This window comes from Actinomycetota bacterium, assembly GCA_019347575.1.
In the GTDB taxonomy this organism is placed as follows: domain Bacteria; phylum Actinomycetota; class Nitriliruptoria; order Nitriliruptorales; family Nitriliruptoraceae; genus JAHWKY01.
In genome coordinates, this window is the sequence record JAHWKY010000004.1 from 162145 (window position 1) to 177564 (window position 15420).

The 15420-nt window shown below is 69.9% G+C and carries 12 protein-coding genes; 6 read left to right on the forward strand and 6 right to left on the reverse strand.

The features are described from left to right. Window positions 1–5: 5 nt before the first annotated feature. Complete coding sequence (polA, locus tag KY469_04015) at window positions 6–2690, forward strand: DNA polymerase I (GenBank protein MBW3662244.1); 2685 nt, start codon at window positions 6–8, stop codon at window positions 2688–2690. A 748-nt stretch (window positions 2691–3438) separates the two neighbouring features. On the opposite strand, the gene KY469_04020 is transcribed toward polA, so the two are convergent. Beyond that, a complete protein-coding gene (locus KY469_04020; GenBank protein ID MBW3662245.1) occupies window positions 3439–3825 on the reverse strand; it encodes a hypothetical protein in 387 nt (128 codons plus the stop codon). Between the two features lie 293 nt (window positions 3826–4118). Between KY469_04020 and rpsA the strand changes: the two genes are divergently transcribed. The 5 genes from rpsA to uvrB are packed head-to-tail and all read left to right on the forward strand — an operon-like array spanning window position 4119 to window position 10768. Next, a complete protein-coding gene (gene rpsA / locus KY469_04025; protein ID MBW3662246.1) occupies window positions 4119–5627 on the forward strand; it encodes a 30S ribosomal protein S1 in 1509 nt (502 codons plus the stop codon). Window positions 5628–5634: 7 nt separating this feature from the next. Further along, complete coding sequence (gene coaE, locus KY469_04030; protein ID MBW3662247.1) at window positions 5635–6276, forward strand: dephospho-CoA kinase, long form; 642 nt, start codon at window positions 5635–5637, stop codon at window positions 6274–6276. Beyond that, window positions 6273–7007: an HAD-IA family hydrolase gene (locus KY469_04035; GenBank protein ID MBW3662248.1), complete on the forward strand. Its 735-nt coding sequence runs from the start codon at window positions 6273–6275 to the stop codon at window positions 7005–7007. The genes coaE and KY469_04035 overlap by 4 nt, the downstream gene beginning before the upstream one ends. Then, the gene (locus KY469_04040; GenBank protein ID MBW3662249.1) at window positions 7004–8704 is read left to right on the forward strand and encodes a hypothetical protein; all 1701 of its coding nucleotides are present in this window, start codon (window positions 7004–7006) and stop codon (window positions 8702–8704) included. Before KY469_04035 ends, KY469_04040 begins: the two co-directional genes overlap by 4 nt. Window positions 8705–8740: 36 nt before the next feature. Beyond that, window positions 8741–10768: an excinuclease ABC subunit UvrB gene (gene uvrB / locus KY469_04045; protein MBW3662250.1), complete on the forward strand. Its 2028-nt coding sequence runs from the start codon at window positions 8741–8743 to the stop codon at window positions 10766–10768. Between the two features lie 32 nt (window positions 10769–10800). Here uvrB and KY469_04050 read toward each other — a convergent pair whose 3' ends face one another. From KY469_04050 to KY469_04070, 5 genes are read right to left on the reverse strand one after another with little or no spacing between them, the layout of a single operon-like run. Further along, the gene (locus tag KY469_04050) at window positions 10801–11427 is read right to left on the reverse strand and encodes a hypothetical protein (GenBank protein MBW3662251.1); all 627 of its coding nucleotides are present in this window, start codon (window positions 11425–11427) and stop codon (window positions 10801–10803) included. A 28-nt stretch (window positions 11428–11455) separates the two neighbouring features. Next, window positions 11456–12652 carry an ABC transporter permease gene (locus KY469_04055; protein MBW3662252.1) on the reverse strand — a complete coding sequence of 399 codons (1197 nt, stop codon included), beginning with the start codon at window positions 12650–12652 and terminating at the stop codon, window positions 11456–11458. Further along, window positions 12649–13806, reverse strand: a complete 1158-nt coding sequence (locus tag KY469_04060) for an ABC transporter permease (protein ID MBW3662253.1) — start codon at window positions 13804–13806, stop codon at window positions 12649–12651. Before KY469_04060 ends, KY469_04055 begins: the two co-directional genes overlap by 4 nt. Window position 13807: 1 nt before the next feature. Then, a complete protein-coding gene (locus KY469_04065; protein MBW3662254.1) occupies window positions 13808–14761 on the reverse strand; it encodes an ABC transporter ATP-binding protein in 954 nt (317 codons plus the stop codon). Continuing rightward, the gene (locus tag KY469_04070; GenBank protein ID MBW3662255.1) at window positions 14758–15411 is read right to left on the reverse strand and encodes an MBL fold metallo-hydrolase; all 654 of its coding nucleotides are present in this window, start codon (window positions 15409–15411) and stop codon (window positions 14758–14760) included. Before KY469_04070 ends, KY469_04065 begins: the two co-directional genes overlap by 4 nt. Window positions 15412–15420: the final 9 nt, after the last annotated feature.

The window sequence follows — 15420 nt, forward strand, 5'->3', positions numbered from 1 at the left end:
TCCCCATGACGGAGGCCGAGGAGCGACCCACGCTCGTCCTGTTGGACGGGCACTCGCTGGCGTACCGGGCCTTCTACGCGCTGCCCGATTCGCTGCGTACCCAGACCGGTCAGCTCACGAACGCCGTCTACGGCTTCACGAGCATGCTCATCAAGCTGCTGGGGGACCGCCACCCCGACGGCATCGCCGTGTGCTTCGACAAGGGCCGCGACGTGCAGCGCACGGCGGCCTACCCCGAGTACAAGGCCAACCGATCCCAGACACCGGACGAGTTCCGGACCCAGCTCGACCTGATCCGCGAGGTGCTCGCGGCGATGACGATCCCCGTCGTCGAGCTCGCGGGGGTGGAGGCCGACGACGTCATCGCGACGATCGCCGAGCGGGGCAAGGCCAAGGGCTTCCACGTGCTGATCCTCACCGGCGACCGCGACACGTTCCAGCTGGTCGACGACGACCTCACGGTGCTCTACACGGCGCGGGGCGTGAGCGACATCCGCGAGATGACCCCGCCGGAGGTCGAGGAGAAGTACGGCATCCCACCTGACCGGTACGTCGAGTACGCGGCCCTGCGCGGCGACAACTCCGACAACCTCCCCGGCGTGCCCGGGGTCGGCGAGAAGACCGCCGCGAAGCTGATCACCGAGTTCGGTCACCTCGACGGCATCTACGCCCACCTCGACCAGATCAGCGGCAAGAAGGTCCCCGCGATGCTCGCGGAGCACCGTGATCAGGTCTACATCAACCGCAGCATCATGACCCTGCGCCGTGATCTGGCCGACCTCGAGGTCGACCTCGCCGACCTGCGCATCACCCACATCGACGCCGACGCGGTCCGCGGCCTGTTCGGGACCCTGGAGTTCCGCGCCCTCTACGACCGGCTCGTCGACGAAGTGCTCGGTGATGTCGAGGAGGAGGAGGCCGCAGGCTTCGACACCGCGCCCCGCCACCTCGGGGCGGGCGAGCTGCGGGAGTGGCTCGACGGACTGACCGGACCTCTCGCCATCGTGCCCCTGACCGAGCGGCCCGTCCCGCACCTGCGCTGGGTGTCCATCGGCCTGGCGGCTGTCGGACGGAGCCCGGCCACGGCCGTGCTCGACGATCTGGCCGACGAGGACCGGGCCGCGCTCGCGGACGCACTCGCTGACCATGAGCTGCCGAAGGTGGTCCACGACGCCAAGGCACTCGACCACGCGGCGTTGTCGCGGGGCTGGGACGTGGCCGGCGTCCGCACCGACACGGAGCTGGCGGCGTACCTCATCAACCCCGAGCAGCGGAGCTTCGACCTCGAACGCATCGCGCTGCAGTACCTGTCCCGCACGCTCACGGTCGAGGACGCGGGTGACGACGAGGGCCAGCTGTCGCTGGGCGTCGAGGACGAGCCGTGGCACGAGCGTGCGCTGCGAGCGCAGGCGACCCTCGAGCTCGCCGAACACCTGCACGGCGAGCTCGTCGAGCGCGACCAGGTCGAGTTGCACGACGACATCGAACTGCTGCTGGCACCCGTCCTCGCGCGCATGGAACGGGCTGGCATCGCGATCGATCGCTCGGTGCTCGACGAGATCCGTGGACGGCTCGCCGAACGGGCGGCCGAGCTCGAGCGCGAGGTCTGGGACCACGCCGGCGAGCGCTTCAACGTGGGATCGGGACCGCAGCTGCAGGAGGTGCTGTTCGACCAGCTCGGGCTGCCCAAGACCCGGCGTATCAAGACCGGCTACTCGACCGACGCCACCCAGCTCCAGAACATCATCGACGCCCACCCGATCGTCCAGGCGATCCTCGACTGGCGCGAGGTCACCAAGCTGCTGTCGACCTACATCGACGCCCTCCCGCCGCTGATCGACGACGAGACCGGCCGGGTCCACACGACCCTCAGCCAGACGACAGCCGCGACGGGGCGGCTCGCCTCATCCAACCCCAACCTGCAGAACATCCCGGTACGCCGCGAGGAAGGCCGCGAGATACGCCGGGCGTTCACCGCAGGCGAGGGCTACGACACGCTGATGGTCGCCGACTACAGCCAGATCGAGCTGCGCATCATGGCCCACCTGTGTCAGGACGACGGGCTGCTCGAGGCGTTCGGGTCCGGCGAGGACATCCACGCCACCACCGCGGCCAAGGTGTTCGACCTGCCGCTCGAGCACGTCGACGCCGCCCTCCGGGACCGTGCGAAGGCGATCAACTACGGCTTGGCGTACGGCCTGACCTCGTTCGGGTTGAGCCAGCAGCTCGGCATCCCACCGGATGAAGCGCAGGAGATCGTCGATGCCTACATGGAGCGCTTCCCGGACGTCGCCGGGTTCCTGCGGGGCGCGGTCGAGACCGCGCGCAAGACCGGGTTCACCCGCACGCTCTTCGGGCGTCGGCGCTACCTGCCCGACCTGCTGTCGGACAACCGCAACCGCCGGGGCATGGCGGAGCGCATGGCCCTCAACGCCCCGATCCAGGGGACGGCCGCCGACATCATCAAGCTCGCGATGGTCCGGGTCGATCGTGCCCTCGCTGAGACCAGCCTGCGCATCCAGATGCTCCTGCAGGTCCACGACGAGCTGATCTTCGAGGTCGCCGACGACGATCTCGACGAGGCCCGGGAGCTCGTCGTCACCGAGATGTGCGCCGTCGCCGACCTCGACGTGCCGTTGGAGGTTGACACCGCCGCCGGCGTCACCTGGTTCGACGCCCAGAAGCACTGACCTTGGCGACGGCGCATCCGCGTCGCTGGTCACGAACTTGAATCTGAATACCTGGGCACATCAGCGTGTACCCAACCATTCAAGTTCGCGAGCCAGCGACGAGTCGCGGGCGGACCGTGAGGCGGTTTCTGACGCTCCCCGAGGGCCTCGCGTGTTCCTCGAGGTGCCGCCGGCGGGTGAGGTCAGGGCCGACTTCGTCGGGGAAGATCCGGTCTTCGTTGTTCACGGTCAGGACGGTGCCGTGCGCGTGCTCGACGCGGTGAGCCCGCACAGACGGCCAGACTTCCGCAAGGTGCTGGCGTGGTGCTAGGCCAGCGAGCAGTTCGAGGATCTGTGGCACGGGTCCCGGTTCGACCGGAACGGGACGTGGCTGCGCGGCCCCGCTCCGACGGGTCTGGCGAGCTACGTGGTGACGTGGTCAGGGTCAGGTCGCGTGCTGGTGGGAGAGCGGCAACCACCCCGCCTCGACCTTCGGACCAGGCCGAGCCGAGGGTCGAGGGCGAGCCGTGCGATGCGAAGACCGCGCTGTACGGTTCCGGGCATCCGGCAGATCCCGCAGTCCTCGACGGCGTGGTGGTTCACCACGCCTCGCCTGGGATCGGCCTGTGGTACCCGACGCCGGAGCGGATGCTGGGTCAGGTTCAGACGCACCCGAAGCAGATCCACTTTGTCCCCCGATCCGATCGGATATGCGATCAGACCGGGTGATGAAGTTGCGCAGCCGAGGGGGGAGGAACCCTGCCGCTGGTCAGGCGGTGGTCACACAGCGGGTGGGGCCCGCATCACGGTCCCAGTCGAGGCCGCCGGCGCCGACGTCGAGGACCTCGATCGCGTAGCGCCCTGCCGGCCCCGTCATCCGGAACTCGGCGGCGCCCATCACGTTCGTGTTCGCCGTCCCCGTCCCTGACCGCTCCGGTCCGTCGATACGGGCCTGGACGTAGATGTCGGGGCAGCGGCGCCCCTCGGCATCCTTCACGGTCAGGCGGAAGCGCACCCGGAGCTCGCCCTCACCTCGCGACTCGGGCTCGAGCGCCCGCAGATCGGCGACGACCAGCGGCTCGGCGAACAACCCCTTGCGGGGCAGGTCGTCGGGGATCTGGAAGAGCCCGTCGGGCTCGCGGGACGTGTCGGGCACGGGGAGCCTGTCGCGCGCGAGAACGGGCTCGTACGGTACCCTGCACGGCCTGGCAGCGTTGACGCACGCTCGCGTGCGTGCGATGCTCGCCACTCGCGTCGCCTGCCTGCAGCCGGTGTGAGGCAGCGGACGGGCGCAACAGACCCTCCCAGCCCCGCAGCGCTGTCGGCCTGCGCGACGCGGACAACCGACCTGACCGGACCGAACAAGAGACCGACCACCACATGGAACCGACCGACAGCCCGACGCCCGAACAGCCTACGACCGCTCCCGAGGCGTCGACACCCTCGCAGATGGTGGTGCTCAGCGATCCGGGACGTACCCACACCTCGACCGGCGAGGACATCGTCGAGCGAGACGTCAGCGACGAGGACTTCGAGTCGGCGCTCGAGGACACGCTCCGCCCCATGAACGAGGGCGACATCGTCGAGGGCGTCGTCGTCAAGATCGATCCCGACGAGGTGCTCCTCGACATCAGCTACAAGTCCGAGGGCGTCATCCCGCTGCGTGAGCTGTCGATCAAGGCGGACGTCGATCCCAACCAGGTCGTGCAGATCGGGGACGTGGTCGAGGCCCTCATCCTCGAGAAGGAGGACGAGGAAGGTCGGCTCGTCCTGTCGAAGAAGCGTGCCCAGTACGAGCGCGCCTGGGGCACGATCGAGCGCATCTACAACGACGACAAGACCGTCCAGGGCACCGTCATCGAGGTCGTGAAGGGTGGTCTGATCCTCGACATCGGACTGCGTGGCTTCCTGCCCGCCTCGCTCGTCGAGATGCGGCGCGTCCGCGACCTCAACCCCTACGTGGGTGAGGTGCTCGAGTGCAAGATCATCGAGCTGGACAAGAACCGCAACAACGTCGTGTTGTCGCGGCGCAAGTTCCTCGAGGAGACCCAGTCCGAGTTCCGTCAGGAGTTCCTCCAGACGTTGCAGAAGGGCGAGGTCCGCAAGGGCGTTGTCAGCAGCATCGTCAACTTCGGGGCGTTCGTGGACCTCGGTGGTGTCGACGGCCTCGTGCACGTGTCGGAGCTGTCGTGGCACCACATCGACCACCCGTCCGAGGTCGTCGAGGTCGGTGACGACGTCGCCGTCGAGGTCCTCGACGTGGACATGGACCGCGAGCGCGTGTCGCTGTCGCTGAAGTCCACCCAGGAGGATCCGTGGGACAAGTTCGCCCGCGAGAACCAGGTGGGCGACGTGGTCGAGGGCGAGGTCACCAAGCTCGTGCCGTTCGGGGCCTTCGTCAAGGTCGCCGAGGGCATCGAGGGCCTGGTCCACATCTCCGAGCTGGCCGACCGTCACGTGGAGGTCCCCGAGGCTGTCGTCAACGTCGGCGACAAGATCGACATCAAGGTGATCGACATCGACACCGTCCGCCGCCGCATCAGCCTGTCGCTGAAGCAGGTGGCCGGTGGCGACGGTCCGGTCATCGTCGACGAGCACGACGAGGACGCCGAGCCGACGGTGGCGCACGCGTACACGTCCGGTGGCGAGGAGGACGAGACCCCGCAGAGCACGATGGCCGGAGCGCTCGCTCAGGCTGGTCTCGTCAAGGAGCCCCAGCTCAGCCCCGAGGAGATGGCTCTGCAGGAGGCGCAGCTCCCGCAGGAGCGGCTCGGCACGCCCGAGGCCGACGAACCGCAGGCTCCGGTCGGGGACGCGGCGCCGCCCGCGGACGCGGACATCCCGACCGAGGCCGCACCGCTGGATGACGAGACGCCCGCCAGCGAGTCCGCACCGACCCCCGACGAGGCTCGCGGCGACGACGCAACCCCGGCCGAGGGCGACGACACCACCGCCTGATCGGCGCGTGTACCTCGTCGGACTCACCGGAGGCATCGGCAGCGGCAAGTCGACCGTCGCCGCGGGGTTCTCGGCTCGCGGGGCGGTGGTCGTGGACGCCGACCGCATCGCGCGCGAGATCGTCGAGCCCGGTGAGCTGGCGCTCACCGAGCTGGTCGAGCGCTTCGGCGATGACATCCTGCGCCCCGACGGCACGCTCGACCGCCCCGCCCTCGCGGCCATCGCGTTCGCGGACGACGACGCCCGTGCCGCTCTGAACGCGATCACGCACCCGCGCATCAGCCAGCGTCTCGCCGACCGGATGGCCGAACTCGCGGCGGCTGATGACACCGGCGACCCCACGATCGTCGTGCTCGACATCCCCCTCCTCGTCGAGTCCAGGCTGTACGAGCAGCACGACGCCCTCGTCGTGGTGACGGCACCACCCGAGATCCGGCTGGAACGCCTCGTCTCCCAGCGCGGCATGGACGAGTCGGACGTCCGGGCACGGATGGCGACGCAGCTCACCGACGAGGACCGGCGCATCAACGCCACACACATCATCGACAACAGCGGTGACCGGGCGGCGCTCGAGCGTCGCATCGACGAGGTCTGGTCGCAGTTGACCGCCGCGGCCGAGGCCGCTCACCAGGAGCGGGCGAGCTCGTGACCGTCCACACCGTGATCTTCGATGCCGGACTCACGCTCCTGACGATCGCCCCCTCGTGGTGGGAGGTGTTCGTGCGCGGCTGCGAGCGCGCCGGGATCGACGTGCCCGACCTCGACGGCGACGTGTCGCGCGTGTCACACCTGTTCGGAGAGCACCACGAGGAGTGGCGGGCCCGGGGTCAGACCTCGCCCCACATCGGTGACGATGCCTCCGAGCAGGCGTTCTGGCGTGCTCTGTACGCCCGGTTCCTCCAGGCACTCCAGATCGAGGGTGACCACGAGCACGCCACGGCCGAGATCTTCGAAGCGTTCCGGGAACCGGGCGTCTTCGTCCCGTTCCCCGAGGTCGACGACGTCCTCGCGGACCTGACACGGCGGGGCGTGCGGATCGCGATCGTGTCGAACTGGGGTACGTGGCTTCGGGAGGTCCTGCAGCACGCCGACCTGCTCCACCGGTTCGAGGCGATCGTCGTGTCCGGCGAGGAGGGCATCGAGAAGCCGGACCCCACGATCTTCGTCCGTGCGCTCGACCGCCTCGGCCTCGATCCGACACCTCAGGTCGCCTACGTCGGCGACGACCTGCGAGCCGATGTCGAGGGCAGTGCGGCGGCGGGGCTGCTGCCCGTGCTCGTCGACCGGCGCGGGCGGCATCCCGACCACACCGGACACCGGGTGACCGACCTGCGTGAGCTCGTGGACGTGCTGCCCCTCCCAGGGCCGATCAGGGCGTGAACCACCCTCCGGCCCCCGATCGGCGGCTTCGTCTGCTCGCCGCGTTCGTCTGCATCGTGCTGCTCATCGGCGCGGTGGTGGCCGTGAGCCGTGGCCGCAGCGACGACGTCCGTGCGCCGGCGACCTCGGCGCCGACCGCTCCTGACGGGACGAACCCACCGACGCCCGATGCACCGGCGGCACCCACCGATCCACGCCCCGGGACGAGCGCCCCGCCGACCGCTGACCTGGACGCGCTCGTCGATCCCGACGCGGCGGAGGCGCTCGGCGCGGAGGCACTGCTGGCGCTCGGTGTCGCTGCGGCGCGAGGGCCCTGGGCCGAGACCGGGCACCCAGCGTGGCCTGTCGAGGAGCGGCCGGTGTACGTTGCGACGGTCGATCTCGACGAGGACCGCGACCACGTCACGGCCGACGTCGTCATCGCTGCGCGGTCGGATGCCGATCTCGACGCGATCGTCCTGCGTCTGCTGCCGGCTGCAGAGGCGCTGGCCGACGCCGGAACCAACCTCGCCGTCACGGTGCGCGGTGGTGGCGGCGGTGCCCCGCACGAGATCGACGCCGCTGGTGCGCGGCTGGTCGTCGACCTCGAGCCGACGGTCGTGCAGGGCGAGGCGTACCTGCTGCGCATCCAGACGAGCTACGACGTACCCCCCAGGGTCGCCATCGAGGGCGACGGCGGTGCCGCCGGGTTCGGCCTGCTGGCCCACAACGAGGCGGTCACCTTCCTCGGCCACTGGCTCCCAGTGCTGACGCTGCCGACCGACGCGGGCCCCATGATCCCGTGGGGCGATGTCGGGGCGTTCCCCGCGGCGGTGTGGTCCGTGACCATCACCCACTCGGGGACTCTCCTCACGGGCGGCGTCGACGGACCCTGCCCCGACCCCGCCCCGACGTGCACCTGGGCCCGCGGCATCGCACTGCGTGACGTGTCCGCCGTCGCCTACGACGCGGGTGCGATCGCGACCGACTCCCTCCAGGGCGATCTGCTGGTCCGCACGGTCGTTCCCGCGGTGGCCCCGCTCGACGAAGCCGCGCCGCGAGCGCACGAGGAGGCCGTCTCTGCGGTCGAGAGCTTCACGCAACGGTTCGGCCCGCTGGCCTGGTCGGAGTTCGACGTGGCGGTCGCCCCGATGGGCACCGGTGCCGCCGGGATGGAGTTCCCCGGCCTGATCGTCATCGACGACTCCGACTTCACCCAGCTCGGAGGAGAGTTCGGCAGCTTCGTCCTGGGACACGAGGTCGCCCACCAGTGGTTCCACGCCCTCGTTGGGAACGGCTCGCTGTCGAGCCCGGTCGTGGACGAGGCGGCGGCGCAGTACCTGACGTACCTGTGGTACCGCGACCACTTCGGACCGGCCGCAGCCGATCAGCTCGTGTCGACCTACCTGCGTGGTCGGTACGACCGCTACCACGTGCAAGGTGGGACCGACGCCCCGCCGGCACAGCCACTGGACGCGTTCACGTCAGCCGCGTCGTACGGCGCGATGGTCTACGCGAGGGCGCCCCTCGCGTGGTTGCGCGCGGAGGACCGGCTCGGGGCCGACCGCGTCGAGACGTTCCTGGACGAGGTCATCGAGCGGTGGGGGCTGGGCTTCGTCAGCGACGACGAACTCATCGACGCCGCGACCGTCTTCGATGCCGACCTCGGGGCCATCCTGACCCGTTACTGGCTCGAGGCGGCACCCATCGAGGAGTGAGGGGGCGTGTCACAGGCCGTGGGTACCCTCGCGCGCATGTCCGAGTTCCACGTCGTGAGCGACTTCGAACCGTCCGGTGACCAGCCGACGGCGATCGACGCCATCGTCGAGGCGTTCCAGGGGGGCGAGAAGGCGGTCACGCTCCTGGGGGCCACGGGGACGGGCAAGACCTACACGGCGGCGAAGGTCCTCGAGCGCATCCAGCGCCCCGCCCTCGTCATCGCCCCGAACAAGACCCTCGGAGCGCAGCTCGCCAACGAGTTCCGCGAGTTCTTCCCGGACAGCGCGGTGGAGTACTTCGTCTCCTACTACGACTACTACCAGCCGGAGGCGTACATCCCGCAGTCCGATACCTACATCGAGAAGGACGCGACGATCAACGACGAGATCGACCGTCTCCGGCACCGCGCCACCATGGCGCTGCTGTCCCGACGGGATGTGGTCGTGGTGGCCTCGGTCTCCTGCATCTACGGCCTCGGGTCGCCGTCGGAGTACGAGGATCACATCGTCTGGTTCAAGACCGGCGGGCAGATGGATCTCGACCCGACGCTCCGTAAGCTCGTCGACCTGCAGTACAGCCGCAACGACCTCAACCTCGTGCGGGGAACCTTCCGGGTCCGAGGTGACGTGCTCGAGATCTTCCCGGCCGACGCCGACCAGGCCATCCGGGTGGAGTTCTTCGGCGACGAGGTCGACCGCATCGTCCGCGTCGACACCGTGACGGGTGAGGTCTCCGCGCCGATCGGCGACTACGCCGTCTTCCCGGCGTCGCACTACGTCTCGTCGCGCGAGTCGATCGACCGCGCGGTGCAGACGATCCAGCAGGAGCTGGACGAGCGCCTGGCCGAGCTGCAGCAGGAGGGCAAGCTGCTCGAGGCACAACGGCTCCGCATGCGCACGAACTACGACCTCGAGATGATCCGCGAGGTCGGCTTCTGCAACGGCATCGAGAACTACTCCAGACACTTCGACGGCCGTACGGAGGGCGAGCCTCCGTTCACCTTGCTGGACTACTTCCCCAAGGACTTCGTGCTCCTCGTCGACGAGTCGCACGTGACGGTGCCACAGATCGGAGCCATGTACGAGGGCGACCGCTCCCGGAAGGAGACGCTCGTCGAGCACGGGTTCCGCCTGCCGTCGGCCAAGGACAACCGGCCGCTGCGGTTCGATGAGTTCCTCGAGCGCATCGGCCAGCGGCTGTTCATCTCGGCGACCCCGGGGCCGTACGAACGGCGCGAGTCGGACACCATCGCCGAGCAGATCATCCGCCCGACCGGGCTCGTCGACCCCGAGGTGATCGTGCGTGCGACCAAGGGCCAGATCGATGACCTCATGGCCGACATCAGCGCCCGGGTCGAGGCCAACGAACGTGTCCTCGTCACCACCCTCACCAAGAAGATGTCGGAGGACCTGACCGACTACCTCGTCGAGAACGGCGTCCGGGTCCGCTACCTGCACTCCGACATCGACACGGTCGAGCGCGTCGACATCCTGCGCGGGCTGCGCCTGGGTGAGTTCGACGTGTTGGTCGGCATCAACCTGCTGCGCGAAGGTCTCGATCTGCCTGAGGTCTCCCTGGTCGCGATCCTCGATGCCGACAAGCAGGGCTTCCTGCGCTCCGAGACCTCGCTGATCCAGACGATCGGGCGCGCGGCGCGGAACGTGAACGGTCAGGTCGTGATGTACGCGGACGAGGTGACCGATCAGATGCGGTCGGCCATCGACGAGACCAACCGGCGACGCGAGAAGCAGGTCGCGCACAACACCGAGCACGGCATCGACCCCCAGACCATCCGCAAGAAGGTGGGTGACATCATCCGTGCGGTGCGTGCCGAGGAAGCGGGAGAGGCCTACGCCCCGCTGGAGTACGCCGGCGGCCAGCGGACGGCGGAGGTCGACGTCAGCGACCTACCACGCGAGGATCTCGGCGCCCTGATCCGCAGCCTCACCGACGAGATGCACGAGGCGGCGGGCGAGCTGCGGTTCGAGTACGCGGCGCGGCTGCGGGATGAGATCGCCGACCTCAAGCGTGAGCTGGCCGCCATGGAAGCCGCCAACGTCTGATCCTGGCGGAGTCGCATCCGGCGTCGCCGATCTCAATCGGGGAGCACGGTGGCGGCGAGTGAGATGCCACAGGCCTCGCAGTACACGAACACGACCTGACGGGTGCCGCCCTCGTCGGAGGGGAGTTCCCGGGTCTCGGTCCGCGCCCGTTCCGACAGCAGCGAGCGGCACCGGGGACAGTGCGGTTCGACGTGGTGCTCGGGCGCTGGGTCCGGGCCGTGGTCAGCGGTGTCGGTCGCGCGCTCGCGTTCGAGCGCCGCGACGACGTGGTCGCGGTCCACGTGGAGGGCCGCGAGGACCTTTCCAACCTCGTCCGTGCGGAGGATGGACTCGAGCAGTTCACCCGTGCCGAGGCCCTCACCACCTGCCGAGCCGGCAGTGGCGACGGCGCCGTCGAGGGCACGCTTGAGGGACGGTGCGAAGGGGACGATGTCGCCGCTGCGGCGGTCGCTCCCGCCCGACACCGCATCCACGGCCTTGCGCGCCGCGTCGAGGTCGATGCCGGCGAGCCGCAGCGCGGCCGGGGCCGACCCGCCGGGCACCCGACGCAGACCGAGGAGCAGGTGTTCGGCACCCACGTGAGGGTGTCCGAGCTCGCGTGCTTCGTCCTGCGCGAGCGCGACCGCTTGACGAGCCCAGTGTGAGAACTGTTGGAACACGGCGCCGACCTCCCGAGAGCGTCACAGCCTACGCGGCTCGCGTGAGGTGCGGCCCTATCCGCGCCATCCCGATCGCCACGAGTACAGCCGCCACCCCGAAGAGGACGCCGATCTCGGGCAGGATGCCGGCCAGCCCCGCGCCCCGCTCGAACAGGTCCGCGAACGCATCCATAGCCCACGCGTGCGGGGTCAGGTGGCCGACCGTCCGCATCGGTGCCGGGACGATCTCGAGCGGCCACATGCAGCCGCCGAGCATGCCCAGCGCGATGCCGATCGGTGGTCCTACGGCGCTGGCCTGGTCCTCGGTGCGGAGGATGGTCGCCGCCACCAGGCCCACGCCGGTGCCCGCGAGCGTCAGCGCGAGTACGAGCACGAACGCCGCCACCGGGTCGCCCCAGCGCACCCCGAACACCAGGCCTCCGGCCACCACGATGACGACGGCCTGGAACACCGCGATGGCGAACCGACCGGCGGCGAAGCCGAGCAGGACGTGGCTGGGGCGGACCGGTGCTGCCAGGGCGCGTCGGGCGATGCCGAGTCTGCGGGCTCGGATGATGCCGCCCGACGCCACGAGCGAGGTGATGAACACGAACAGCACGAGGTTGCCAGCCGCGATGTGGTTGGTCTGGAGCCCGGTTCCGCCGTCGCCCTCCGCAGCACCGACCGTGGTGGTGGTGACGGATGCACCGGCACGGACGGCGTCGGTAGCCAGTCGTGCCGCCACGTCGCTGCGTTCCGCGTCGGCGACCTCAGCGACCACGACGACCACGGCGGCACGGCGCGCGAGGTCGTCGACGGTGCTGCGCAGGACGGTCGCGACCCCGGCCGAACCGGTCCGCGTCGGATCGGTGACCAGCTCCACCGTGACCGCACCCTCGCCCCCCACGGCGGCGCCCAAGCCAACCGGTACGACCAGGCCCGCGATGACCTCGGTGCCGCGGACGGCCTCCCGCAGTGCCCGCTCCGAGTCGTAGGGCACCACCTCGACGACGTCGGGTAGCGATGCCACCAGATCCGCGGCCACGGAGGTGTGGTCGAGGTCCGCGATACCGACCCGGGGTTGGAAGTCCTCTCCCTCGAACGCCAGGCCGATGACGTAGATGATCATCAGTGGGAGGAGCACGGTGAAGAACAGCGCGGTGCGATCATGACTGAGTCGACGCAGATCCGTCTGCGCGACCGTGAGCACGGTCCGGGTGAGTCGGGGTGGATGTGCCTGGGTCACGTCGAGACCAGCCTGCGTGCTCGCAACGCCCCGAGCGCCCCGACGACCGTGGCGATCCCGAGGAGGACGGCGAGCTCAGGGACGACGGCCTCCAGCGCCTGCCCACTCGACAGGTCGACGTAGCCCTGGAGCGCCCAGCCGTTCGGTGTGAGCTTCGCCACGGCGCGCAGCGCCGCCGGGGCGCTCGTGAGATCGATGAAGTTGCCTCCGACGAGGGCGAACACGATGGCGACACCCGAGGCGTAGCCGTCGGCCTGCTCGCGGGTCCGTGCGCTGACGGTCACCAGGGCCACGACCGCGGTCACGGCCAGGACCGTTGCCACGCTGAGGAGGGCGACGCCGGATGGGTCGCCGTAGTGCGCATCGAGCAGGACGCTCGTGAGCACGATGACGACCGCCATGCTCGAGATCCCGAGGGCGAGGCTGCCGAGGGCCTTGCCACCGAGGATCGTGGTTCGTGCGATGGGGGCGGCGAGCAGGCGCTGCAGTGCGTGGGTCTCGCGCTCGTCGAGGAGGCTGCGCGGACCGAACTGGACCGTGAAGTAGAGGAACAGGATCACCATCGCCGCCCCGAAGTAGGCAGCCGTGGCGCCCGAGAGCGAGGCCTCGGTCCCGTCGTCGATGGAGATCTGGGAGGGCTGTGCCACCGCCCGCGCAGCCGCTGTGCGGGCCGTCTCGGGGTCGGCCCCGAGAGCGAGGGCGGTGGCCGCGGCCAGCTGCCCCGTCGTGACCCGGTCGGCCAACCCGTTCGCGACCGCCGTCGCGACGGCGGACGTCACCGGGGCGTCGGCGTGTCGCAGCACCTCGACATCGACGGCAGCTCCCGACGTTGCTCCGGCGGAGAAGCCAGCCGGGATGACGACGCCACCCAGAGCCCGCTCCTCCTCGATGGCACGGACCGCCTCGTCCCGGCTGCCGACCCGTTCCACCGTCACGCCGTCGAGGCCGAGCAAGCCGGCGACGAAGGTCGAGGCGATGGCGCCGTCGTCCTCGGTCGCCACGACCAGTTCGATCTCGAGATCGTCGGTCCCGCCCAGCGCCAGGCTCAGGATCGCCGCGAGCGTGGCCGGGGCGATCACGGCGAGGATCAGAGCGGTGCGGTCGCGGAGCCGTTGGAGGAGGTCCTTGCGAGCGATCAGGACGATGGCGCGCACGTCAATCCCGGAGGGCGCGGCCGGTCAGGTGCAGGAAGACCGCCTCGAGGTTGGGTTCGTGGACTTCCACCGCTGTCACGGTCGCACGTCGGCTGGCCGCGGCGATGAGTTCGGGGAGTACCCCTCGTGCGTCGGCGACGAGCACATCGAGGCTGTGACCCTCGACCGAGACCTCGGACACGGCAGCGACGGTGCGGACGTCCTCGGTGGCGAGGGCCACGTCCCCTTCGATCCCGACGACGACGCGGTCACGTTCCCCCATGCGGCCGACCAGTTCTCGGCGCGTGCCCTCGGCGATGACGCGTCCGTGGTCGAGGATGGCGAGGCGGTCGCAGAGCCGCTCGGCTTCCTCCATGTAGTGGGTCGTGTAGAGCACCGACAGCCCGTCCCGCCCCAGGGTCTCGACCGCTTCGAGGATGGCGTTGCGGCTCTGGGGATCGACACCCACCGTCGGCTCATCGAGGACGAGAAGGCGGGGATCGTGCAGCATCCCCGCGGCGATGTTGAGGCGGCGCTGCATGCCGCCGCTGTAGGTCTCGACGCGGTCACCGCCGCGGTCCTGCAGCCCCACCACCTCGAGGACCGTGTCGATGCGGTCGTCGAGGGTGCGCCCGGTCAGCCCGTACAGTCGCCCGAAGAAGCTCAGGTTCTCGCGGGCACTGAGATCGGGGTAGAGCGCGATCTCCTGTGGGACGACGCCGATGTGCGCGCGTGCGGCACGATCGAGGGATCGGCCCGCGACCAGCACCTCACCGGCGTCGGGTTCGAGGATGCCCACGGCCATGGAGATGGTCGTGGTCTTGCCGGCGCCGTTCGGCCCCAGCAGCCCGAAGGTCTCGCCCCGGGCGACACGGAACGACACACCATCCACGGCGAGGCGGTCGCCGTACGAGCGGGAGAGGTCGCGGCACTCGAGGGCCGCCGGGTCCGTGACCGCTCCACTCCGGGTCGTCACCACTTGCGCTCGTACCAGGCTCCCAGCTGCGGTCGTTGTGCACCGAGCGTGGTGTCGTCGCCGTGGCCCGGGTACATCCACGTCTCGTCAGGTAGGCGGTCGAAGACCTCGCGGATCACGCTGCGGTAGAGCTGCTCGAAGTGGTCGGGGGAGGTGGTCCGCCCCAACCCTCCGGGGAAGAGCGCGTCCCCCGTGAACAGGTGGGGACGCTCGTCGCCTTCGACCAGGAACATGACGCCTCCGTCCGTGTGCCCCGGGGTGTGCAGCACCTCGAGCGCGAGCGAACCGACCGGTATCCGGTCCTCGTGGCGCAGGAGGTGGTCGGGCTCGGCGGGGTAGCGGTCCCGGTCGTCGGCGTGGGCGTGGACCGGCAGGTCGTCCTCGTCCTGCAACGTCGGCCACGCCCCGACGTGGTCGGCGTGCCCGTGGGTGATGAGCACCCCCAGCACGTCGACATCTGCCGCCGCCGCGCGGATCCGCGCGGGATCGGTGGGCGCGTCGACCACGAAGGCGTCGCCCGCCGCCGTGTCGGCGACGATGTAGACGTTGTTGTCCATGGCGCCGACGGACAGCTTGCGGATCAGCAGGGGTCCGTCACGTCGCTCGATCCAGGCACCTCCCGGTTCGACGTGCCCCTCGTAACGGTCCACGCTGCCTCC